The sequence below is a fragment of the Flavobacterium sp. GP15 genome, assembly GCF_014281985.1.
GTDB classification, from domain to species: domain Bacteria; phylum Bacteroidota; class Bacteroidia; order Flavobacteriales; family Flavobacteriaceae; genus Flavobacterium; species Flavobacterium pygoscelis.
This window is the reverse complement of sequence record NZ_JACFTC010000004.1, coordinates 100,021-119,125: the sequence shown is the minus strand read 5'-3', so window position 1 is coordinate 119,125 and position 19,105 is coordinate 100,021. Positions and strand designations below refer to the sequence as shown.

Sequence of the window (19,105 nt, the reverse complement as noted above, 5' to 3'; positions counted from 1 at the left end):
TATTAAAATAGTTAACAAGTTACACAACTTTATACAAACTAATTAAGTTGTACTATTAGGGTTTTTTTCGGTTGTGGTTTCGGTAAATACAGGAACTACAACATCTGCTTTTATTATATTTTTATCTGGAACAGTTTCTGAATCGAAAAGTGGTAATTTAATCTTGCGCCAAGTATATGTTTTAGGTAAATGATCCCCCATTAAATAGCCCCAAGGTTCTAATGATTCTATTCTGTCAAAAATAACTTTTAAAATAGCTAATATTGGAAGTGCTAAAAACATACCTGAAACCCCTGCAATTGCACCACCTATAATAATACCTATTATAGATATAAAAGCATTTATCTCTACTTTAGAACTTACAATCATAGGTACAATGATATTATTATCTATTAATTGAACTACGACTGTAATTGCAATTACACCTATAATTATAGATAAATCAGGTGTTCCTGTCAAGGAAGCAAGTATGCTTAATACACCAGCAACAAGAATTCCGATATAAGGTATCAAATTTAAAATTCCTGTAACCAATCCTAATAGAATAGCATATTTTACACCAATTAGCATGAATCCAACAGTTGTCATTGCCGAAACTAATATCATTTCAATAATCAATCCTACGATGTAACTATTGATGGCTACTCTAATATTGGTTAAAATATCTTTTAATTTCTCATGGTTTTCTTTTTTAAATAGTTTAGATAAAAAAAGTAAAAAATGAGTTCTGTATAAAAGAATTAAAAAGGTATAAATTGGAATTAATGTTAAATTCATCAACGTGTCTGTAAAAGACATTAAAGTAGTACCAATTAACTCTTTCCCTTTTTGAACTGAATCTTCTGTAGCACTGTCAATATATTTTTTTTGCTCGCGAGTACTTAAATTAAAATTATCATGAATAAATCCTTGAATATTATGAAGATGAATGCTTATATTTTTTTCTATTTTATCAAAATCATTTGTAAAATCACTTATTTGATAAGACAATACCACAAAAAGACCTACGAATACCAATACAAATAGAAGTACTGCAATCATTACGGCTACTACATGAGGTAACCTAATTTTTGCTTTCAAAAAGTTTACAATAGGATATAAAAGGATTGCAAACAAGAGTGACATCATTACAGGAACTAAGATGTTCTGACTGATATAAAAAATAAAGGTAATTGCTATTAGTCCCAGTAAAACCAGAGTTAATTTTGCATAAAATGGAAATTTTAATATATCGTTCATTGTTTTAAGTATTGTATTAGAACTTGTAAAAAGTAGGTTATTTTATAACAACAAATATGTTCTATTTTAAATAATAATCCCTTATACTTTTTTTAACATAACTTATATAATTATCACTTTTTTATCAATATTAAATCTTTAATAAAATAAAAGACATTGATTAAATTAATATCAATTGAAAAATATTTAATCAACAAAATCCTTATCTTTAAAATGATCTTTTAGAATCGATATTCCTTTTTGCAACATCAGGTTATTTGGATAAATGATGAGTTCTCCATCATAGGTTTTCAAAAAAACATGAAAAGCACCAATATCTTCTATTTCTGCTATTATTGGAAAATCTTTATCATGGATTTTTATCACATCACCAATTTTAAAAGGGAAAGAAAAAAATAAAATTATTCCTGCAGTAATATTACTCAAAATAGACCACTGGGCTATCAGAGCAACTCCTACAACTGTTGTAATAGATGAAAAAGCCCAAATAATATCCTGTGGTTTAACTCCCCATATCAGTATTAAAGCAATAATTGCTAAAACGTAAAGGAATAAATGCATGTATTTGACCACTAGATTTGTTCTATGTTCTAAGGTGTGGTTTGTTTTGGCATAACGCAACACTAATTTTGTAGTGGCAGTACGCAATAAAATTAGCAAAAGAAGTAAAACTCCACTTGCTATTAATTCTTTTGAATACTCTTGTAATGTTAACATGTCTTTAATTTAAATTAAGCTAATTTACTCAAATATCCGTACACTTTATCAGTGGGCATTCCCATGACATTCGCATACGAGCCTTCAATTTTAGAAACTCCTACAAAACCAATCCACTCCTGAATACCGTAAGCACCAGCTTTATCGTAAGGCTCAAAATTATCAATGTAATACAAAATGGCTTCGTCACTCAATGTGTTAAAGGTTACTTTTGTTATTTCATGTAAAACTGCTGTTTTTTCTTTGGTTTTAAAACAAACCGAAGTAATAACTTCGTGTATTGCATTTGATAATGATTTTAAAATTTCAAATGCATTTTGTTTGTCCTTTGGTTTACCCAAAGCTTGGTTATTGTGCCACACGATGGTGTCGCTAGTTATCAGAATTTCATTCTCCAGTAACTCTCCTTCAAAAGAACTTGCTTTTAATTGAGCTAAGTAGTCAGTAATTTCGTGTCCATTTAATTCTGGCGGATAGATTTCTTCAATATCTTTTAAGCGTATTTCAAAATCTAAGTCTAAATCTTTGAAAAATTGTTGCCGTCTCGGTGAACCTGAAGCGAGTATTAAATGATATTTTTTTAATTGATTTCTAAGCATTGTATTTCATATTTAAACTGATAACTACTACGGATATTATACCAAAAAACAGAATCCATTTTAAGAGTGAGCTTAAAGTATGAAACTCTTTTTTCGATTTTGCGGTCCAAATTTTTATAGAAAAAAAAACTAAAGGACTGCAGACAAAAAGCAACAAGTAAACGCTAACAAAAAGTAAATCTAATAAGTACTTGTTAATGTAATAAAGAAGCGAAAACAAGGGGATAAGACTTAATACAAACACTATTATAGTTGTGTTTTTTTTGCCTGCTACAATTGGTAGGGTGTTCATTCCTTCAGCATAATCGCCATCGAAATCTTCTAAATCCTTAACAATTTCTCTTATAAAATTAATCATAAAGGCAAAAATGGCGTAATCTAATAATATTGAAAAAAAGATTTTCATCTGTTGTTGATTGTCTAAACCTGTAGCAGGGAAAAGATCAAATATTCCAATAATTATAACACTAAACGATAACAATAACGCCACAACAACATTTCCTATGATCATCATTTGTTTTAAACTCGTTGCATACAAATAGAGCGTAGCGGCTATTAAAATGAAAATAGAAGCAAATCCTGGTTTTTGAATAACATTTGAAAGATAAAAACCAATACAAACGCCAGTTACAGTAAGTGCAAAATAGATATTATAGGCTTGTGTTTCTGAGATGCTTCTACCAACGATTACTTTATTTGGTTTGTTTTCATTATCAGTATTTTGATCAAAAATATCATTAATTACATAACCACCAGCAGCTATTAAAATAGTTGCTGCTATTAACAAACCGTATTGCCAATTGGCTAATGCCAAAGGAATATTTTGTAATTTAAAAAAACCAAATCTAAAAATAAGCTGCATTATAGCGAGCATTGAGAGGTTTTGGTACCGAATTAGTTTAAGAAAATGCACTTTTTTGCTGTAAATTAATATTAATATATAAAATGTATTAGGAAAAGGAACTACTCTTTTTTTGATTTTTTCTTGTTAACAATCAATAATTAATCGTGTTTTCCATCAAAATGAGCCATCCATTTTCCTTGTGCTTTCATAACTTGTTCGATAACATCTCTTGCTGCACCTTTACCACCATTTTTATGCGAAATGTATTTAGAGATTGTCTTTATTTCGGGACTTGCGTCTTGCGGACAAGTCGCTAATCCTACTAGTTTCATGACATGATAATCAGGAATGTCATCACCCATATATAAAACCTGTTCTGGTTTTATTTGATAAACATCAGTATACTCATCAAAAGTTTCTACTTTGTCAGGAGTTCCTAAATAAATATCTGTTATACCAAGATTTCTAAGGCGTACTCGAACACCTTCATTGCTTCCTCCAGAAATAATACAAACTTTATAACCACTTTCTACAGCTGCTTTCATTGCATAACCATCACGGATATTCATCGTTCTAAGGATTTCTCCTTCATTAGTCACAAAAACAGAACTGTCTGTAAGTACTCCATCTACATCAAAAATAAAAGTAGTGATGTCGTTCATTATTTCTTTATAACTTTTAGCCATTATTTTGTATTGATTGGGTTAGTATTTTATAAATTGTAAGGTGATTTGTATTGGTTATAAAAGTTTCCTGTACTTTAATAGTTTCAATATCATTGCGTTTTGCTGGACCAGTTTGAGCTTCGTTAGGAGAAAGTGCCAATATTTTATGAGCAGTTTCCACAATTAAAGGTTTTAATATGTCAAATGGAACTTGATTTTCTTGACAAATTTCATTCCCTATTTGGTATAAATGATTTGTAAAATTATTAACAAAAACAGCCGCAACGTGTAAAGCTTTGCGTTGTTCTGAATTTATGGCATAAATACTTTCTGAAATAGACTTTGCGATTGTATTTAATAATTGAAAATCAGTTGCATTTTCACTTTCTAAACAAATAGGAATAGTTTTAAAATCAACTTCTTTATTTTTAGTAAAGGTTTGAAGAGGATAAAAAACACCTTTTCGATTTTCATTGTTTAAACTACTTAAAGGCACACTTCCTGAGGTGTGAACTACTAAGCGATTTTTGAAAGGAAGATTTGAAACCACCTCTTGAATGGCATCATCATTAACAGCAATAATATATAAATCAGCTTCTAATAATTCATTGTATTCAGTTGTAATTCGATCGTAATCGAGCAAATGTACTAGGCTTTCTCTCTTTCTGGTAAAAACCTGAATAAGTTGTACTTCATTACTCGCTTTTTGAGCTTTTTCAAAGGCAAAAATTAAATGCTGTGCAACATTTCCAGAACCAATAATAATTACTTTAGTCATTTGGCAAAATTAACAAAAAAAACGGTTTCATTTCATCAGATTTCAGTGGGATTCAAAAAATGATATTTTCAAAAAAAAGCGTTCAATTTATTGCTAAAAAAGAAGCTGATTTTTTGGTTTAAATTAACAAATGTGTCAATATGAAAGTCAACAATTTTAAGTACTTTTGTGGCAATTTACATAACGTAATCCCATAAAAATGGATAAAAAAATATTTTCTTTTTTGTTTTCTACTCGATTAATGGCTTTTTTATTTATCGCATACGCAGTAGCCATGGCTACCGGAACTTTTATCGAAAGTAAATACAATACCGACACCTCAAAAATTCTAATTTATAATTCGTGGTGGTTTGAAGCCATTCATGTTTTTTTTCTAATCAACTTTATTGGTAATATCAAACGTTACCAGCTTTTAAAGAAAGAAAAATGGGCTACATTAATACTTCATTTGTCCTTTATATTTATAATTTGTGGTGCTTTCGTAACGCGCTATATTAGTTACGAAGGAATGATGCCTATTAGAGAAGGTGCTTCTGAAAATCAAATTTTTTCAGATAAAACTTTTTTAACGGTATTTGCAGATGGTGAGTACAAAGGTGAAATGAAGCGTAGGGTTTTTGAAAAACAATTGCTACTTTCTCCAGCTACGAATAACAATTTTAGTATGTCAGAAAATTTTGCAGACACAAAATTTGAAGTACAGTATCAAAATTTTATCATGGGCGCCAAGGAATATGTAAAACCTGATCCAAAAGGAATACAGTATTTAAAAATTGTTGAAGCTGGCGATGGCGGACGTCATGAACATTTTTTGAAAGAAGGGGAAGTGCAAAACATTCATAATGTTTTGTTTTCATTGAATAAATATACTGATGGAGCTATAAATATTACTACAACTGGAAAAGAGTACACGATACAAACTCCTTTTGAAGGTAATTTTATGAGAATGGCAGATAAGCTAGAAGGAAAAGTGGCAAAGGATAATGTTCAGCCATTAATGATGCGTTCGCTTTACAGTATCGGTGATATGCGATTTGTATTTCCAGATCAAGCCGTAAAAGGAATAATTGATTACGAATCGGATAACGATTATAAAGCGAAAACCCACGAAGATGCATTAGTTATTAAATTACAAGCTGAAGGACAAGAAAAAGTGGTTACCGTTATTGGATCTAAAGGTAAAATTGGAGATCCTAAGACGGTTAAAATAGGAAAAATTGATTATACCTTTTTCTACGGAAGTAAGGCTTATATTCTACCTTTTAAAATAAAATTAAATAAATTTATTGCACAAAAATATCCTGGTACAGAAAAAAGTTACTCTTCCTTTGAAAGTAAAGTAACCGTTGAAGATGAAAAACCATTTGACGCCAGAATATTTATGAATAACGTTTTAGATTATAAAGGATACCGTTTCTTTCAATCGGGATTTGATCCAGATGAAAAAGGAACTATTTTATCAGTAAATCACGATTTCTGGGGAACAGGACTTACTTACATTGGTTACTTCTTATTGTATTTTGCTATGATGGCAATAATGTTTACCAAACATTCTCGTTTTGCTGATATTAAACGAAAACTAGAAATTGTAAAAATGAAGAAAGCAAAATTGTTAACCATTCTGATGCTATTATTCAGCTTTAGCACTTTTGCTCAAGAAAAAGAACACGATCACGCAGATCATGCGGGTCATGCTCATACCGAAGCTGAAGCGATTCCGGAAAGTCACACCAATCATACTAAGAAGGCTTTAAGTCAAGAGGAATTAGAAGGTTTAATTTTAAAATTTAAAGTTCCAGAAGCACACGCTTCTAAATTTGGACGTTTGGTTATTCAAGATGGTGGTGGGAGAATGAAGCCTATTAATACATTCTCTTCTGAATTGTTGCGAAAAGTAAGTCACAGCAATAGTTATAAAGGAATGAATTCCGATCAGGTTCTTATGTCAATGACACAATATGCCGGTTATTGGATCGAAATTCCAATTATTTACCTTAGAACTGGGAATGATAGTATTCGTAAAATTATTGGAGTTGATAAGGCAGCAGAATTTGCTCCTTTTGTATCCTTTTTCGATGACAAAGGAAATTACAAATTGTCTAAATATCTAGAAGAAGCGTTTAAATCCGGAAATCCGAATCAATTTGAAAAAGATTTTATTGAGACAGATAAGAAAGTAAATTTAATGGAATCTGCTTTAAGTGGAAGAATATTAAAAATTTTCCCTATTCCAAATGATAAAAATAACAAATGGATTTCTTTCTTAGAACTCAACGAAGCAGGCTTAAAAGGAATGGAAGCAACTTACACCAAGAGTGTATTGCCTCTTTATTTTGGTTCATTGGCTAACGCTGCAAATTCTAAAGATTATAAAACTGCTGACGAACTATTAGAAAGTATACACGGTTTTCAAAAACGTTTTGGTAGTACAGTAATGCCAAGCGAAGAAAAAATCACTTCTGAAATATTGTATAATAAATATGATGTTTTTCAAAAACTACCTGTTGGTTACATTATTGCATCTATTTTAATGTTGTTTTTTACTATTTTAAAAATATTTAAAGAAAGAAAATCTTTGAACTACTTGGTAAATTTCATGCATATCACCGTTCTTTTATTATTTTTAATACACACTTTTGGATTAATTGCAAGATGGTATATTTCGGGTCACGCACCTTGGAGTAATGCGTATGAGTCTATAATATATGTGGCATGGGCTACTATGTTTTTTGGACTTGCTTTTGATAGTAAATCGAAACTAACAGTTGCTTCCTCTGCCTTTGTAACGGCAATGATATTAGGAGCAGCTTATATGAACTGGATCGATCCTGAAATTGCTAATTTACAACCCGTTCTTAATTCCTATTGGTTAATGATTCACGTTGCCGTAATTGTGGCAAGTTATGGTCCTTTTGCATTGGGAATGATTTTAGGTTTTGTTTCTTTATTATTGATCTTTTTTACCAATGAAAAGAATAAAGCTAAAATGGATTTAAACATTCAAGAAATCACTTATATCAATGAGTTAGCTTTAACTATAGGTTTGATTATGTTGACTATTGGTAACTTTTTGGGAGGACAATGGGCTAATGAAAGTTGGGGACGTTATTGGGGTTGGGATCCAAAAGAGACTTGGGCCTTAATTAGTATTATGGTTTATGCCTTTGTTATTCATGCTCGATTTGTACCTTCATTACGCGGTAAATGGTTTTTTAACTTGATGAGTATGTTTGCCTTTGTATCGATTTTGTTCACGTATTATGGTGTCAATTTCCATCTAGTTGGTTTGCACTCTTATGCTAGTGGAGAAGCACATTCTTTAAGTTGGATTTGGTATTCAATGGGAACTATTTCTCTAATCGGAATATTGACGTATCCAAAATATAAAAAGTATTACAAGAAATAAGATTAGTATTCTTTTCTATAAAAAAAAGGTTCAACTGTATGGTTTAACCTTTTTTTATGCTTCTAATTCTTTTTTATAGAGCTTATAATATTCTAAAGGTGGCATTCCTGCTATTTCCTTGAAACTAGTAAAAAAGGGATTATAGGATGTAAAACCAACTTTTTTCGACAATGATTCTAAGGTATTGTTACTAAGGAAATTTAATTCAATAAGATGAATGGCATCGTGAATTCTGATTAATTTTTTAAATTCAGAAAAAGAGAGAAAAGAGTGGTACTTAAAAAGATATGAAATGTGGCTTTTTGGTATTTTTAAGTTTGTAGACAAATCTGTAATACTTAAATCGGCATTTCTAAACAACTCAAACTGTAGTGCTACAGTTTCAATCTGTGAAATATAAACCATTATATTTAAATCTATTTTTTCTTTAAGAATTGAATGTTGGCAGTTTTTAAGTGCGATATCTGAATTGATTTTCCAAATATCTTTTAGTGCTAAGTTATTATTTTTATTCTCGTTAAACTTTTGATGTAATAAATTGTATCCAAAAAGAATTTCGGGAGAAATTAGAATTTTGAATAGTATTACAGCCCAAATTAATGCAGAGATCCACTGATACAAAAATCCCTTAATGCTTTCATTTGAATATATTTCTACGCAAACGGATATAAAAAGTCTTATGAGCGTTAAGATTAGCCCAACAAATAGGAATAAGGTCCAATTATTTATTAATTTATTTTGCTTTTGAAGTACTTTGATTTTTCCTCTTCTACTCCAAATTTTTGTTTTTAGAACGTCAAAACATAAAAATATATATGTTATCGCAAAAATAAAAAACAAAATATATAATACTATTTCTAAGGAATGGCTTCCGAGATTAATTTGATCTTGACTATTTATTATCAATAACAAAGCAATTGGAAAGATAAAATGCAAAAGATCTTTAGGATAAATTTTATTTTTATTTTCTGCTAAATTTTTAAAATAGAGATAACATATTGGTATCACTATAATCGAAGCATTCGAGTATTTTGAAAAAGTAGTTTTGAAAGAAGGTTCAAAAATAAAATAGGTCAATCCCGAGAATAAAAATCGAAGTGAAATAATAAGAATTAGAATAATGATATATGGATTCATCATTCTATTTACAGTGTAGTTTCTAAAAATTAGAAAGGCTGTTGTAACACCAATTATTCCCGTTACAATAAAAAGTAAGCTTGTTAACATTTTCTTGTTTTATTAATTTATAAAGTAAATGTGCCGTTACAGAAAACAATAAATGTAATGTATTTAATAATACTATATTTCTTTCAAATAGAAATTGATTCTATGGAGATCATTTTTCCTTTATCCTTTTTTTTGACCATTAATACTTAATTTAAGAGTTACTAATAACTGAAAAGTTTTTACTAATTAATCAAATATTCGTTTAAAAGCATTTTTTATCGATAAAAGGTGTTAATTTTATTATAATATTGACTTAAATTAATTTCTATGAAATATTTATTACTTCTTTTTTGTTCTACATTTTATGGTCAAATATTACATCATCAAATGATTTCTTCGCAAAGTAAATCTGCAACTTTATCTAATGGTATGCTTGTCAAACAAACCGTTGGCCAACAAAGTGTAATTGGAAATTCGAAGGGTGATTTTATTGTCATACAAGGCTTTCAACAGAATTATTGGGCAAAATTGTTGACAGATGTTCCCATAAAAGGAAATCTAGTTGTTACTACATATCCAAATCCATTTATTACTAGCATAAATTTTGAATTTTCTAAACCTATTAAAGAAATTTCTATAACTGTATTTGATATTGGTGGTCGTTTATTATTCAATCAACTTAAAGAAGTTAGGGAAGGTATTTTAACATTAGATTTATCGGGGTTACCAAACTCTCTTTATTTAGTTAAAATTACCAATAGTGAAATTAATCAATACGTTAAAATCATTAAAAAATCATTATGAAAACAAAACTACTTTTATTTAATTTACTTGTTTTAAGTCAGTTGGCATCTGCTCAAGAAATATTTTTTAAAGCTGGAAAAAATCTAACTTCCTATAGTTATAGTAGTTCCTCTGAAAATCAAATTTTGAAATTAAAAAGTAAAATTGGAGCTAATTATGAAATTGGATATCAAGAAAATTTCAAAGAAAAGTTCAGTTATCAAGCCAGTGTTACCTTAAACCAATTTAATAGTTTTAGTACAAATGAGGTACAAACCTATTCTTGGAATACTACTTATATAGGCTTAAAAAATGGTATTGGATATGTTCTTTTTAAAAATCAAAAAAATCTTTCAGTTGAACTTAAAGGAGCAGTAAATCTTGCAACAATAATAGATGGTAAGGAGGAGATTAACGGCGTTATTTATGATATAAAAAAACTTCCAGAATTTAAAGGTTTATTTTTTCAACCCAGTATTGGCTTAGATTTAAAATATCCTATAAATGATAATTGTATAGTTAATTTAGGTTATACTTTTTCGAATGCCTTTAAATTTTCACATCCTACCGATGAAAAGTTAGCCTTTATTACAAATCAAATTTAATTTGGACTTCATTTCCCTTTATAAAAAACTTATTATGAAAAAAATCTACTTAATATTAGTTTTTATAGTTAGTACCATTGCGCATTCACAAACAAATGGAATCAGCTATCAAGCCTTAATTTTGAATCCAAATGCTCAAAAAATGCCAGGTATAAATCCTGCTAATACAGCATTAGTAAATCAGTCAGTTTGTTTGCAATTTAGTATTGAAGATGAAGCGCAGCAATTAGAATATAAAGAGACTATTAGCGCCGTTACAGATGAAATGGGTATGGTTAATTTAGTAATTGGCTTAGGAAATCAAACGGGTGGTTATGCTATTAATTTTAAATCTGTAAATTGGATTTCGGGTTTAAAAAAATTAAAAGTTGGTGTAAATACCACAGGTAATTGCTCTTCTTTTATGGAAGTTAGTGATCAAGTTTTCAATGCTGTTCCTTTTGCTTTTTCAGCTCAAACGGTAAGTGGAATTGTGGGTATTGAGAACGGAGGAACTAACGCATCTAATATTGTGGATGCCAAAATAAATTTAATTCTAAATAATGTTGATAACACCCGTGATATTGATAAACCCATAAGTAATGCTACTCAAAGTGTTTTAGATTTAAAAGAAGTGCTACTTAATAAATCAACCAATGTTATTGTTGATGGTTCGTCAGATGTTAAATATCCAACTGTTAAGGCATTAAAAACCTATGTAGACAATCAATTTTCAAATGGTGTTGTGGTAGATGCAGATGCTACAAACAAAGGTAAAATACAATTATCTGGTGATTTAGCTGGTACTGCAGCACTTCCTAAAGTACCAGGACTGTTATTAAAAGCGAATATCGATTCTCCCACTTTTACAGGAACGGTTACCGGAATTAATAAAGCTATGGTAGGATTATCAAATGTAGAAAATACGGCTGATGTAGATAAATCGGTTTCAACAGCTACGCTAACAGCTTTAAATTTAAAAGCGAATATCGATTCTCCTGCTTTTACTGGAACGGTTACCGGAATTGATAAAGAAATGGTGGGATTATCAAATGTAGAAAATACGGCTGATGCAGATAAATCGGTTTCAAACGCTACACAAACAGCTATAAATTTAAAAGCAAATATCGATTCTCCCACTTTTACGGGAACGGTTACCGGAATTGATAAAGGAATGGTGGGATTATCAAATGTAGAAAATACGGCTGATGCAGATAAATTGATTTCAACCGCTACGCAAACGGCATTAAATTTAAAAGCGAATATCAATTCTCCTTCTTTTACGGGAACTGTTACCGGAATTGATAAGGTAATGGTGGGTTTATCCAATGTAGAAAATACGGCTGATGCAGATAAATTGATTTCAACAGCTACTCAAACAGCATTAAATTTAAAAGCGAATATCAATTCTCCCACTTTTACCGGAACGGTTACCGGAATTAATAAAGCAATGGTAGGATTATCAAATGTAGAAAATACGGCTGATGCAGATAAATCGGTTTCAACAGCTACTCAAACAGCTTTAAATTTAAAAGCAAATATCGATTCTCCCACTTTTACGGGAACAGTTACCGGAATTGATAAAGCGATGGTAGGATTATCCAATGTAGAAAATACGGCTGATGCCGATAAATCGGTTTCAAACGCTACGCAAACAGCATTAAATTTAAAAGCGAATATCGATTCTCCCTCTTTTACCGGAACGGTTACCGGAATTGATAAAGCAATGGTGGGTTTATACAATGTAGAAAATACGGCTGATGCTGATAAATCGGTTTCAACAGCTACTCAAACAGCTTTAAATTTAAAATCAAATATCGATTCTCCTGCTTTTACTGGAACAGTTACCGGAATTAATAAAGCGATGGTGGGATTAGCAAATGTAGAAAATACTGCTGATGCCGATAAATCGGTTTCAACAGCTACGCTAACAGCTTTAAATTTAAAAGCGAATATAGATTCTCCTGCTTTTACTGGAACGGTTACCGGAATTGATAAAGCAATGGTAGGATTAGCAAATGTAGAAAATACGGCTGATGCCGATAAATCGGTTTCAACAGCTACGCAAACAGCTTTAAATTTAAAAGCGAATATCGATTCTCCCACTTTTACGGGAACAGTTACAGGAATTGATAAAGCAATGGTGGGTTTATCTAATGTAGAAAATACGGCTGATGCCGATAAATCGGTTTCAACGGCTACGCAAACGGCATTAAATTTAAAAGCGAATATCGATTCTCCCTCTTTTACCGGAACTCCCAACTTACCAGCAACTACAATAGCTGCAACACAGTCTGCAGGAAATAATTCTACAGCAATTGCCACAACTGCTTTTGTTGGAGATGCCCTAAATACTGCCATTAACGGAAATTTTGTTGATATAATATCTGATCAAACTATTGCAGGTACAAAAACGTTTTCTAATTCTATTCAAATACAGGATCAATTACGCTTTTTAAATACTTCTGGAGCGGTAAAATGGGAATTGTATTCCTCTGGAGATGACATTTCATTTTCGCAATCAGGTGTTGATTTTAATCAATTTATGGTAAAATCTAATGGGGAAGTTTCCTCTAGAGGAAGTATGACTGTCAACGAGTCTGGAGTTACCGGAAAAGGTCTTATTTTATCTGATGATGGTGATTTTGTAGATATGAATGATGGATATGGAACTTTAAGGTTCTCCTCTGGTGTAAAAGTTACTGATGCAAATAAAGGAGGTGCTACTGTAATTACATTAGGAGCAAATGGGAGAATTGAAGCAACAAATCAAATAGTTGCTGGAGAAGTTACCTATACAAATATTGATGGAACAGTTGGTCAAGTATTAGCTACAGATGGTTCTGGAATTACTTATTGGATGACGCCAACAGTACCTACAAATAACGATTTTGTAGATCTAACAACTGCACAAACTATTCTTGGAGTAAAATCTTTTGATAAAGATATGGTTGTAAATGGCATTACAGTAGGGAGGGGAAATTTTAATGAAAATTCTAATACAGCAATAGGCTTAGGTGCTTTACAAAATAATGCTGGTTATGCAAATACTGCTGTGGGAAGGGCTGCTTTACCAGAGAATGTGGATGGTAATGGTAATACAGCTTATGGTTATTTATCCCTTGGAAATAATGTTTCTGGAAACAATAATGTTGCTATAGGTTCTCAAGCATTATTATTAAATACTAATGGTTCAGAGAATACTGTAATTGGTCACAATGCGGATGTATCCGTAGATGGAATTTCTAATTCTATTGCGATTGGGTCTGAGGCAATTGTTACTACTTCGAATACCATCCAACTAGGGAATAGTAATATAGAAAATGTAAAAACGACAGGAACCTTAACTTCTGGAGCCATCACTTATACCAATACAGATGGAACAACCGGACAAGTTTTGTCTACTAATGGAACTGGTACAACTGTATGGGTTAATGCTGCACATGATATTACTGATGCATCTGAAGAAATTTTATCAACATTATCTCAAACAACTTTTACGCTTGCACAAATTCCATCTACAAAAAGCAAAGTAAAAATGTATGTGAATGGTATAAGGATCAGCAATACGGCCTATAGTGTTACTAATGACGTTTTGACCTACATTCCAGCAAATAATGGAAATGCTATATTGAGTGATACTGATAGAATTCAGTTTGATTATTTTTATTAAACAGGGGTAGAGATATCAAAACAAAAATCAGAAAAAAATGAAAAAATATTATTTAATAATAGGTTTATTTTTCTCGCTAATGAGTTATGCTCAAGGGAATTATACCATTACTAATTTAAGTGATGATGGTGCTATTGGAAGTTTGAGATATGCTATTGAAAATACTACAGCCACTACCATTGATTTTGATTCAAATCTTATAGGAACTTTGACCTTAACAGGTAATTTACCCACTATTTCTCGAGATTTGACAATAACAGGAAATGGAACTAGTAATTTGATCTTATCTGGTAATAATTCTTATAAAATGTTTCAGGTTACTAATGGTGCATTATTGACAATTTCTAACATTACTTTTACAAAAAATGCAGCGGGAATGGGTTCGATTTTTAGAGCCCAGAATAATAATTCGGCTGTAATGGCGAGCAATATAAACATAATAGATAATGTCAATACTTATGCTTTTTATACCAATGATTCATCTACAATAACTATTTCTAATAGCACATTTATCTCTAACTCTAGTGTTTTATTTGGAAGTAATTATGGAAGTACACCTAATACTACATCAGATATTGAAACGGATTATTCCAATAGAATAACTGTTTTAGGATGCACATTTACTGCAAATTCTGGAACAATATTTAACACAGAACGTTACGTAAAAATAGATAATTGCAATTTTTACAATAATACAGGTCAAATAGGAAATTTTCGAGGTCTAAATAGATACCAAGTTTTAAACTCTACTTTTATTAATAATTCTGCAGGATCTTTATTTTCTTTTTATTCAGATATAGTTTATGGTACTTTTTTGGCTACATTAGGCACAAATCAGCACTTATTTGAAGGCAATACATTTAAAGATAACTCGGGTACAATCATAAATACAGGAAGCGTTAATGAACAAAGTTTAACCACAATTAAAAACAATATTTTCATCAATAACGGAACTACTTATTCAGGAACTCCAGCAGTAATTATTAATAATAGCTTAGATAACTTCTTCAATTCAATTGTACATTATGTATCTCAAAGTACGGTGAGTATTACCATGAATCGTCCTGTTTTTAATACAAATTCTGGAATTGGAGATTTAGAAACTACAGATTTTGAGCTTTCAATAGTTGGCGGTAATGCAATTTTAGCTTCTCAATCACCTTCTAGTATTAGTTCAAGCGGAAATACATATACATTAGGAATTGCACTTTTAGGAGAAATTTCTGGTGAAGAAGTGCTTACTGTTTCTCCAGTAACCAATTCTATTTTTGATAGCAGTTTTAATATTGCAAGTAATAGTCAAATTAACAATTCGGTAAAATTAAATTTTTTAGACGATGATTCTGATGGCGTTTCTAATTTTCTAGACCTATGTCCTAATACGCAAGCCGGCGTAAGAGTTTATCCAAATAATGGTTGTGAGGATACCACATATCCTTTTATAACTTATTTTGATTATAACTCTTACTCTATTAATTACACTAATAATTTTACTTCTACAACAAATCGCAATTTGTATTTTTTAAGTTATGATAATAATTGGAATAGTTCTCTAAAAAAATTGACACCTCAAAAGGTTTTATCGGATATATTTTCATCAACAGAATTAAATATAGAAAAATTAACTAATGATGGTTCAAATAATATCTTTATTTCCTGTTATAACAATAGTAGTGGAACTTATGAAATAAAGAAAATTAATCAGGATAATGTAGTTGAAACTATTTATAGTTTCAACAATGAATACTATATTCAAGATTTTACAGTCGATAAATTGGGTGTTGTTTATTTGTTTTTATATAATAATAGTACAAATTCTAGATCTTTAAAAAAAATTAATTCAGACGGAACCTTAATAACTTTAGAAAATAATTCAATTGGATATTACCAATATTTGACTATTGATGGATTAGGGAATCTATATTTTGTGTACAATGACAATAATTTTAGTACAATAAGAAAAATGACAAGTGATGGAAATATTTCTGATTTCTACACCGATAACAATACTTATATTCAAAATTTTAAATTCGATAGTTTAGGAAATATGTATGTTGTTAGCAACAATAATATGTCTAATTTTTATCAAATAAAAAAGATTTCTAAAGCGGGAATTGCTACAGATTTATTTACATTAAATGATGGTTATATCCAAAATATTGCAATAAACACAATGGGTAGTTTGTATTTTTCTACTTATAACTTTATTACAAATGAGAGAGCGATTAAAATAAGGAGTGATGACGGAATTATAGTTTCTTATCCTGATTTTTTAGGACAAGAATTATATAATGATTCATTTGGTAATATCTATTTTTCTGATAATCAAAACAAAAAAATAATAGCTACAAAAATTACAACTCTTGCTGCCGATTTATCAAATTTTGCTGCTATTAATAAATATTATTTCGACCAATCATTTACTATAATTAATCCAGACAGTTCTAGTAGTGGTGCATTTACTTTTACCAGTGATAATACAAACGTAGCTACAATAACGGGCAATACCATTACTTTTACTGGTATTGGAACGGCAAATATTACTGCAAATCAAGAGGCAGATGCTAATTATGAAAACGGTTCTATTTCTGCTTTACTAACGGTAAAGGGTTCAAAAGTGGTATCTAAATATGGCGTTATTTCTGAGACTGATACTAATTATGTTAATAAAAATGGGAGCATAGGAACCATAAATGCTGTTGATGCTAATGGAAAAGAAGTAAAAGTGAAAACTCAATTATAATAAACAATTGAATTGAAGAAATACGGTATAGTCTTATTTTATAAAGTATCTAATAAACTATGCTAATTTTATTTTACAACATAAAAAAAAGGTTCAACTTGATGGTTGAACCTTTTTTATTTAACTAGATTTTATTTATACCTTTCCTAAAGTATATAATTTTTCCATTGTGGGAGTTAAGCTTCCACCAGCAGGTTCTAACGTAATTCCAAAAGCTTCTGCTTGATCCGTATTGTTTACTGCAAACAGTTTTTGATCATTCGAATCAAAATTATCCAATAAACCAATACTAGTTGGCGTAAGCGGATTTAATTTCAAAGCCCAAACTTGATAAACCATTCCTTCTGGAGGTTCTGGTAATCCTGCTGCGTCAATATAAACCACTTTTGTGTCCTTATTCCAATATACTTTTGCCGAAGATTCTGGAGCAACAGTTTGTCCGCCAAGAGCAACTACAATATTTTTTACATCTCTAAATACTGCCAAACTGGTTTCGCTTGCCTTATTTTTAAGTTCTAAATTTTTGAGGTCTTTTTCTAATTTTACTTTTTCTACATTGGCATTAGCAACTTGATTGGTAGACATTTCCATCTGGTTGTATTGATATCCAATTCCAACTAATAATAAAACTGCTGCCGCCCAACCTACATATTGAGACCAATTTTTTTTAGGTTCTAATTCAATTATTTTAGAATGCTTTAATTCTAATTTTACTTTTATTTTCTCGTAATTCGCTACAGAGTGAAATGGTGAAAAACTAGATGATAATGCTACAATTGCTTTCTCTATAGCAACGATTTCGGCATCAATCTCTGCATTATTTTTTGCCATTAAAGCAACTTCTTCGTTTTCAGTTTCATTAAGCAAACCGTAAACATAGAGTTCCAAGACACCTGATTCTATATATTCTTTTGTTTCCATTATACTTTCAAATAATTTCGTAGATCGTTAATACAATTTCTATTTTGTGTTTTAACTGTTCCTAAAGGGATTGCCAACTCATCCGACGCCTCTTGTTGGGTGTAACCTTTAAAAAACAGTAAATCTATTATTTGAATACATTTTGGTTTTAGTCTTTTTACAAATTCCTGTAAACCTATTGTATCCACTTTGTCAGACAATTTAGAACTGTCTTCAAAGTGATTTACGAAATTATCAGTAGAAAGGTTTTTTTGACTGTTATTAAAGTTTTTAGAACGAAGTTTATCTATAGATGAATTTCTAGCAATATTCAAAATCCAAGTATAAAATCTTCCTTTACTTTCATGGTAACTATCCATGTTTTTCCAAATTTTTACGAATACTTCTTGTAGGACATCTTCTGCCTCTTCTCTGTTTTTTATCAAAACATTAATGACAGAAAATAAGCTTTTGTGATACATATCATAAAGATGTGTAAAAGCTCTTTCATCCTTTTTGTAAATTAATACCAATAACTCTTCCTGACTCATATACTTATAATTTTACTATTGCAAACTTATGCAATCTTGCCTACAATTAAAGAAATTAATATTGATTATTGTAATTTAATAATTTCGTTTTTATGCGATTGATAAACAAACTAAAAAAAACATAACATTATTGTTATCATAAAAGTATCAAAATATTTGATTTAACTATAAAATGTTATTTTACTTTTATTTTTGATAAAAATATTCAATTATGCAAACACATTAATTTAATAAAAAAGAAATAAATTTTTGTAAATTGTAAACTATAAATATACTAAAAAATAAATTTTGCTATTTTAAAATAGAATAATTTTATTTAAGATATATTTATATTTAAAAAGTTAATTTTCTGTTTTTAAGGACATTAATATTAATAACAAATATTTATTTTTATGCAAAATATGAAATAGAATTTTTATAGTATATAGAATTTATAGTTAGTACTTTTTTTATATT

Annotated in this window: 14 protein-coding genes; 5 read left to right on the top strand and 9 right to left on the bottom strand. The window is 30.0% G+C overall.

The features are described 5' to 3' along the window. Positions 1-42 precede the first annotated feature (42 nt). The 6 genes from H2650_RS10130 to H2650_RS10105 form a co-directional block, all read right to left on the bottom strand. Positions 43-1,239: an AI-2E family transporter gene (locus H2650_RS10130; protein ID WP_188050691.1), complete on the bottom strand. Its 1,197-nt coding sequence runs from the start codon at positions 1,237-1,239 to the stop codon at positions 43-45. A gap of 186 nt (positions 1,240-1,425) precedes the next feature. After that, positions 1,426-1,956: a mechanosensitive ion channel domain-containing protein gene (locus H2650_RS10125; protein ID WP_188050690.1), complete on the bottom strand. Its 531-nt coding sequence runs from the start codon at positions 1,954-1,956 to the stop codon at positions 1,426-1,428. A gap of 14 nt (positions 1,957-1,970) precedes the next feature. Further along, entirely contained in the window at positions 1,971-2,555 is a 585-nt protein-coding gene (locus H2650_RS10120) for a Maf-like protein (protein WP_188050689.1), read from the bottom strand. Next, the gene (locus tag H2650_RS10115) at positions 2,548-3,417 is read right to left on the bottom strand and encodes a geranylgeranylglycerol-phosphate geranylgeranyltransferase (protein WP_370566847.1); all 870 of its coding nucleotides are present in this window, start codon (positions 3,415-3,417) and stop codon (positions 2,548-2,550) included. Before H2650_RS10115 ends, H2650_RS10120 begins: the two co-directional genes overlap by 8 nt. Positions 3,418-3,557: 140 nt before the next feature. Beyond that, positions 3,558-4,085 carry an HAD family hydrolase gene (locus H2650_RS10110; protein WP_188050687.1) on the bottom strand — a complete coding sequence of 176 codons (528 nt, stop codon included), beginning with the start codon at positions 4,083-4,085 and terminating at the stop codon, positions 3,558-3,560. After that, positions 4,078-4,842: a Rossmann-like and DUF2520 domain-containing protein gene (locus H2650_RS10105; RefSeq protein ID WP_188050686.1), complete on the bottom strand. Its 765-nt coding sequence runs from the start codon at positions 4,840-4,842 to the stop codon at positions 4,078-4,080. Before H2650_RS10105 ends, H2650_RS10110 begins: the two co-directional genes overlap by 8 nt. 199 nt (positions 4,843-5,041) lie before the next feature. Between H2650_RS10105 and ccsA the strand changes: the two genes are divergently transcribed. Beyond that, positions 5,042-8,248, top strand: coding sequence for a cytochrome c biogenesis protein CcsA (gene ccsA / locus H2650_RS10100; protein ID WP_188050685.1), 3,207 nt, complete (start codon positions 5,042-5,044; stop codon positions 8,246-8,248). A 54-nt stretch (positions 8,249-8,302) separates the two neighbouring features. Here ccsA and H2650_RS10095 read toward each other — a convergent pair whose 3' ends face one another. Next, the gene (locus H2650_RS10095; protein ID WP_188050684.1) at positions 8,303-9,475 is read right to left on the bottom strand and encodes an AraC family transcriptional regulator; all 1,173 of its coding nucleotides are present in this window, start codon (positions 9,473-9,475) and stop codon (positions 8,303-8,305) included. A 267-nt stretch (positions 9,476-9,742) separates the two neighbouring features. On the opposite strand from H2650_RS10095, the gene H2650_RS10090 reads away from it, so the two are divergent. From H2650_RS10090 to H2650_RS10075, 4 genes are read left to right on the top strand one after another with little or no spacing between them, the layout of a single operon-like run. Further along, on the top strand, positions 9,743-10,219 hold the full coding sequence (locus H2650_RS10090; RefSeq protein ID WP_188050683.1) for a T9SS type A sorting domain-containing protein: 477 nt from the start codon (positions 9,743-9,745) through the stop codon (positions 10,217-10,219). After that, on the top strand, positions 10,216-10,803 hold the full coding sequence (locus tag H2650_RS10085; RefSeq protein ID WP_188050682.1) for an outer membrane beta-barrel protein: 588 nt from the start codon (positions 10,216-10,218) through the stop codon (positions 10,801-10,803). The genes H2650_RS10090 and H2650_RS10085 overlap by 4 nt, the downstream gene beginning before the upstream one ends. 34 nt (positions 10,804-10,837) lie before the next feature. Next, a complete protein-coding gene (locus H2650_RS10080; protein WP_188050681.1) occupies positions 10,838-14,455 on the top strand; it encodes a hypothetical protein in 3,618 nt (1,205 codons plus the stop codon). A gap of 37 nt (positions 14,456-14,492) precedes the next feature. After that, positions 14,493-17,198 (top strand): hypothetical protein, encoded by a 2,706-nt coding sequence (locus H2650_RS10075; protein WP_188050680.1) that lies wholly within the window; start codon positions 14,493-14,495, stop codon positions 17,196-17,198. 135 nt (positions 17,199-17,333) lie between these two features. Here H2650_RS10075 and H2650_RS10070 read toward each other — a convergent pair whose 3' ends face one another. Together H2650_RS10070 and H2650_RS10065 are read right to left on the bottom strand one after the other, a co-directional pair. Then, positions 17,334-18,119: an anti-sigma factor domain-containing protein gene (locus tag H2650_RS10070; RefSeq protein ID WP_188050679.1), complete on the bottom strand. Its 786-nt coding sequence runs from the start codon at positions 18,117-18,119 to the stop codon at positions 17,334-17,336. After that, complete coding sequence (locus tag H2650_RS10065) at positions 18,119-18,649, bottom strand: RNA polymerase sigma factor (protein ID WP_188050678.1); 531 nt, start codon at positions 18,647-18,649, stop codon at positions 18,119-18,121. Before H2650_RS10065 ends, H2650_RS10070 begins: the two co-directional genes overlap by 1 nt. Positions 18,650-19,105: the final 456 nt, after the last annotated feature.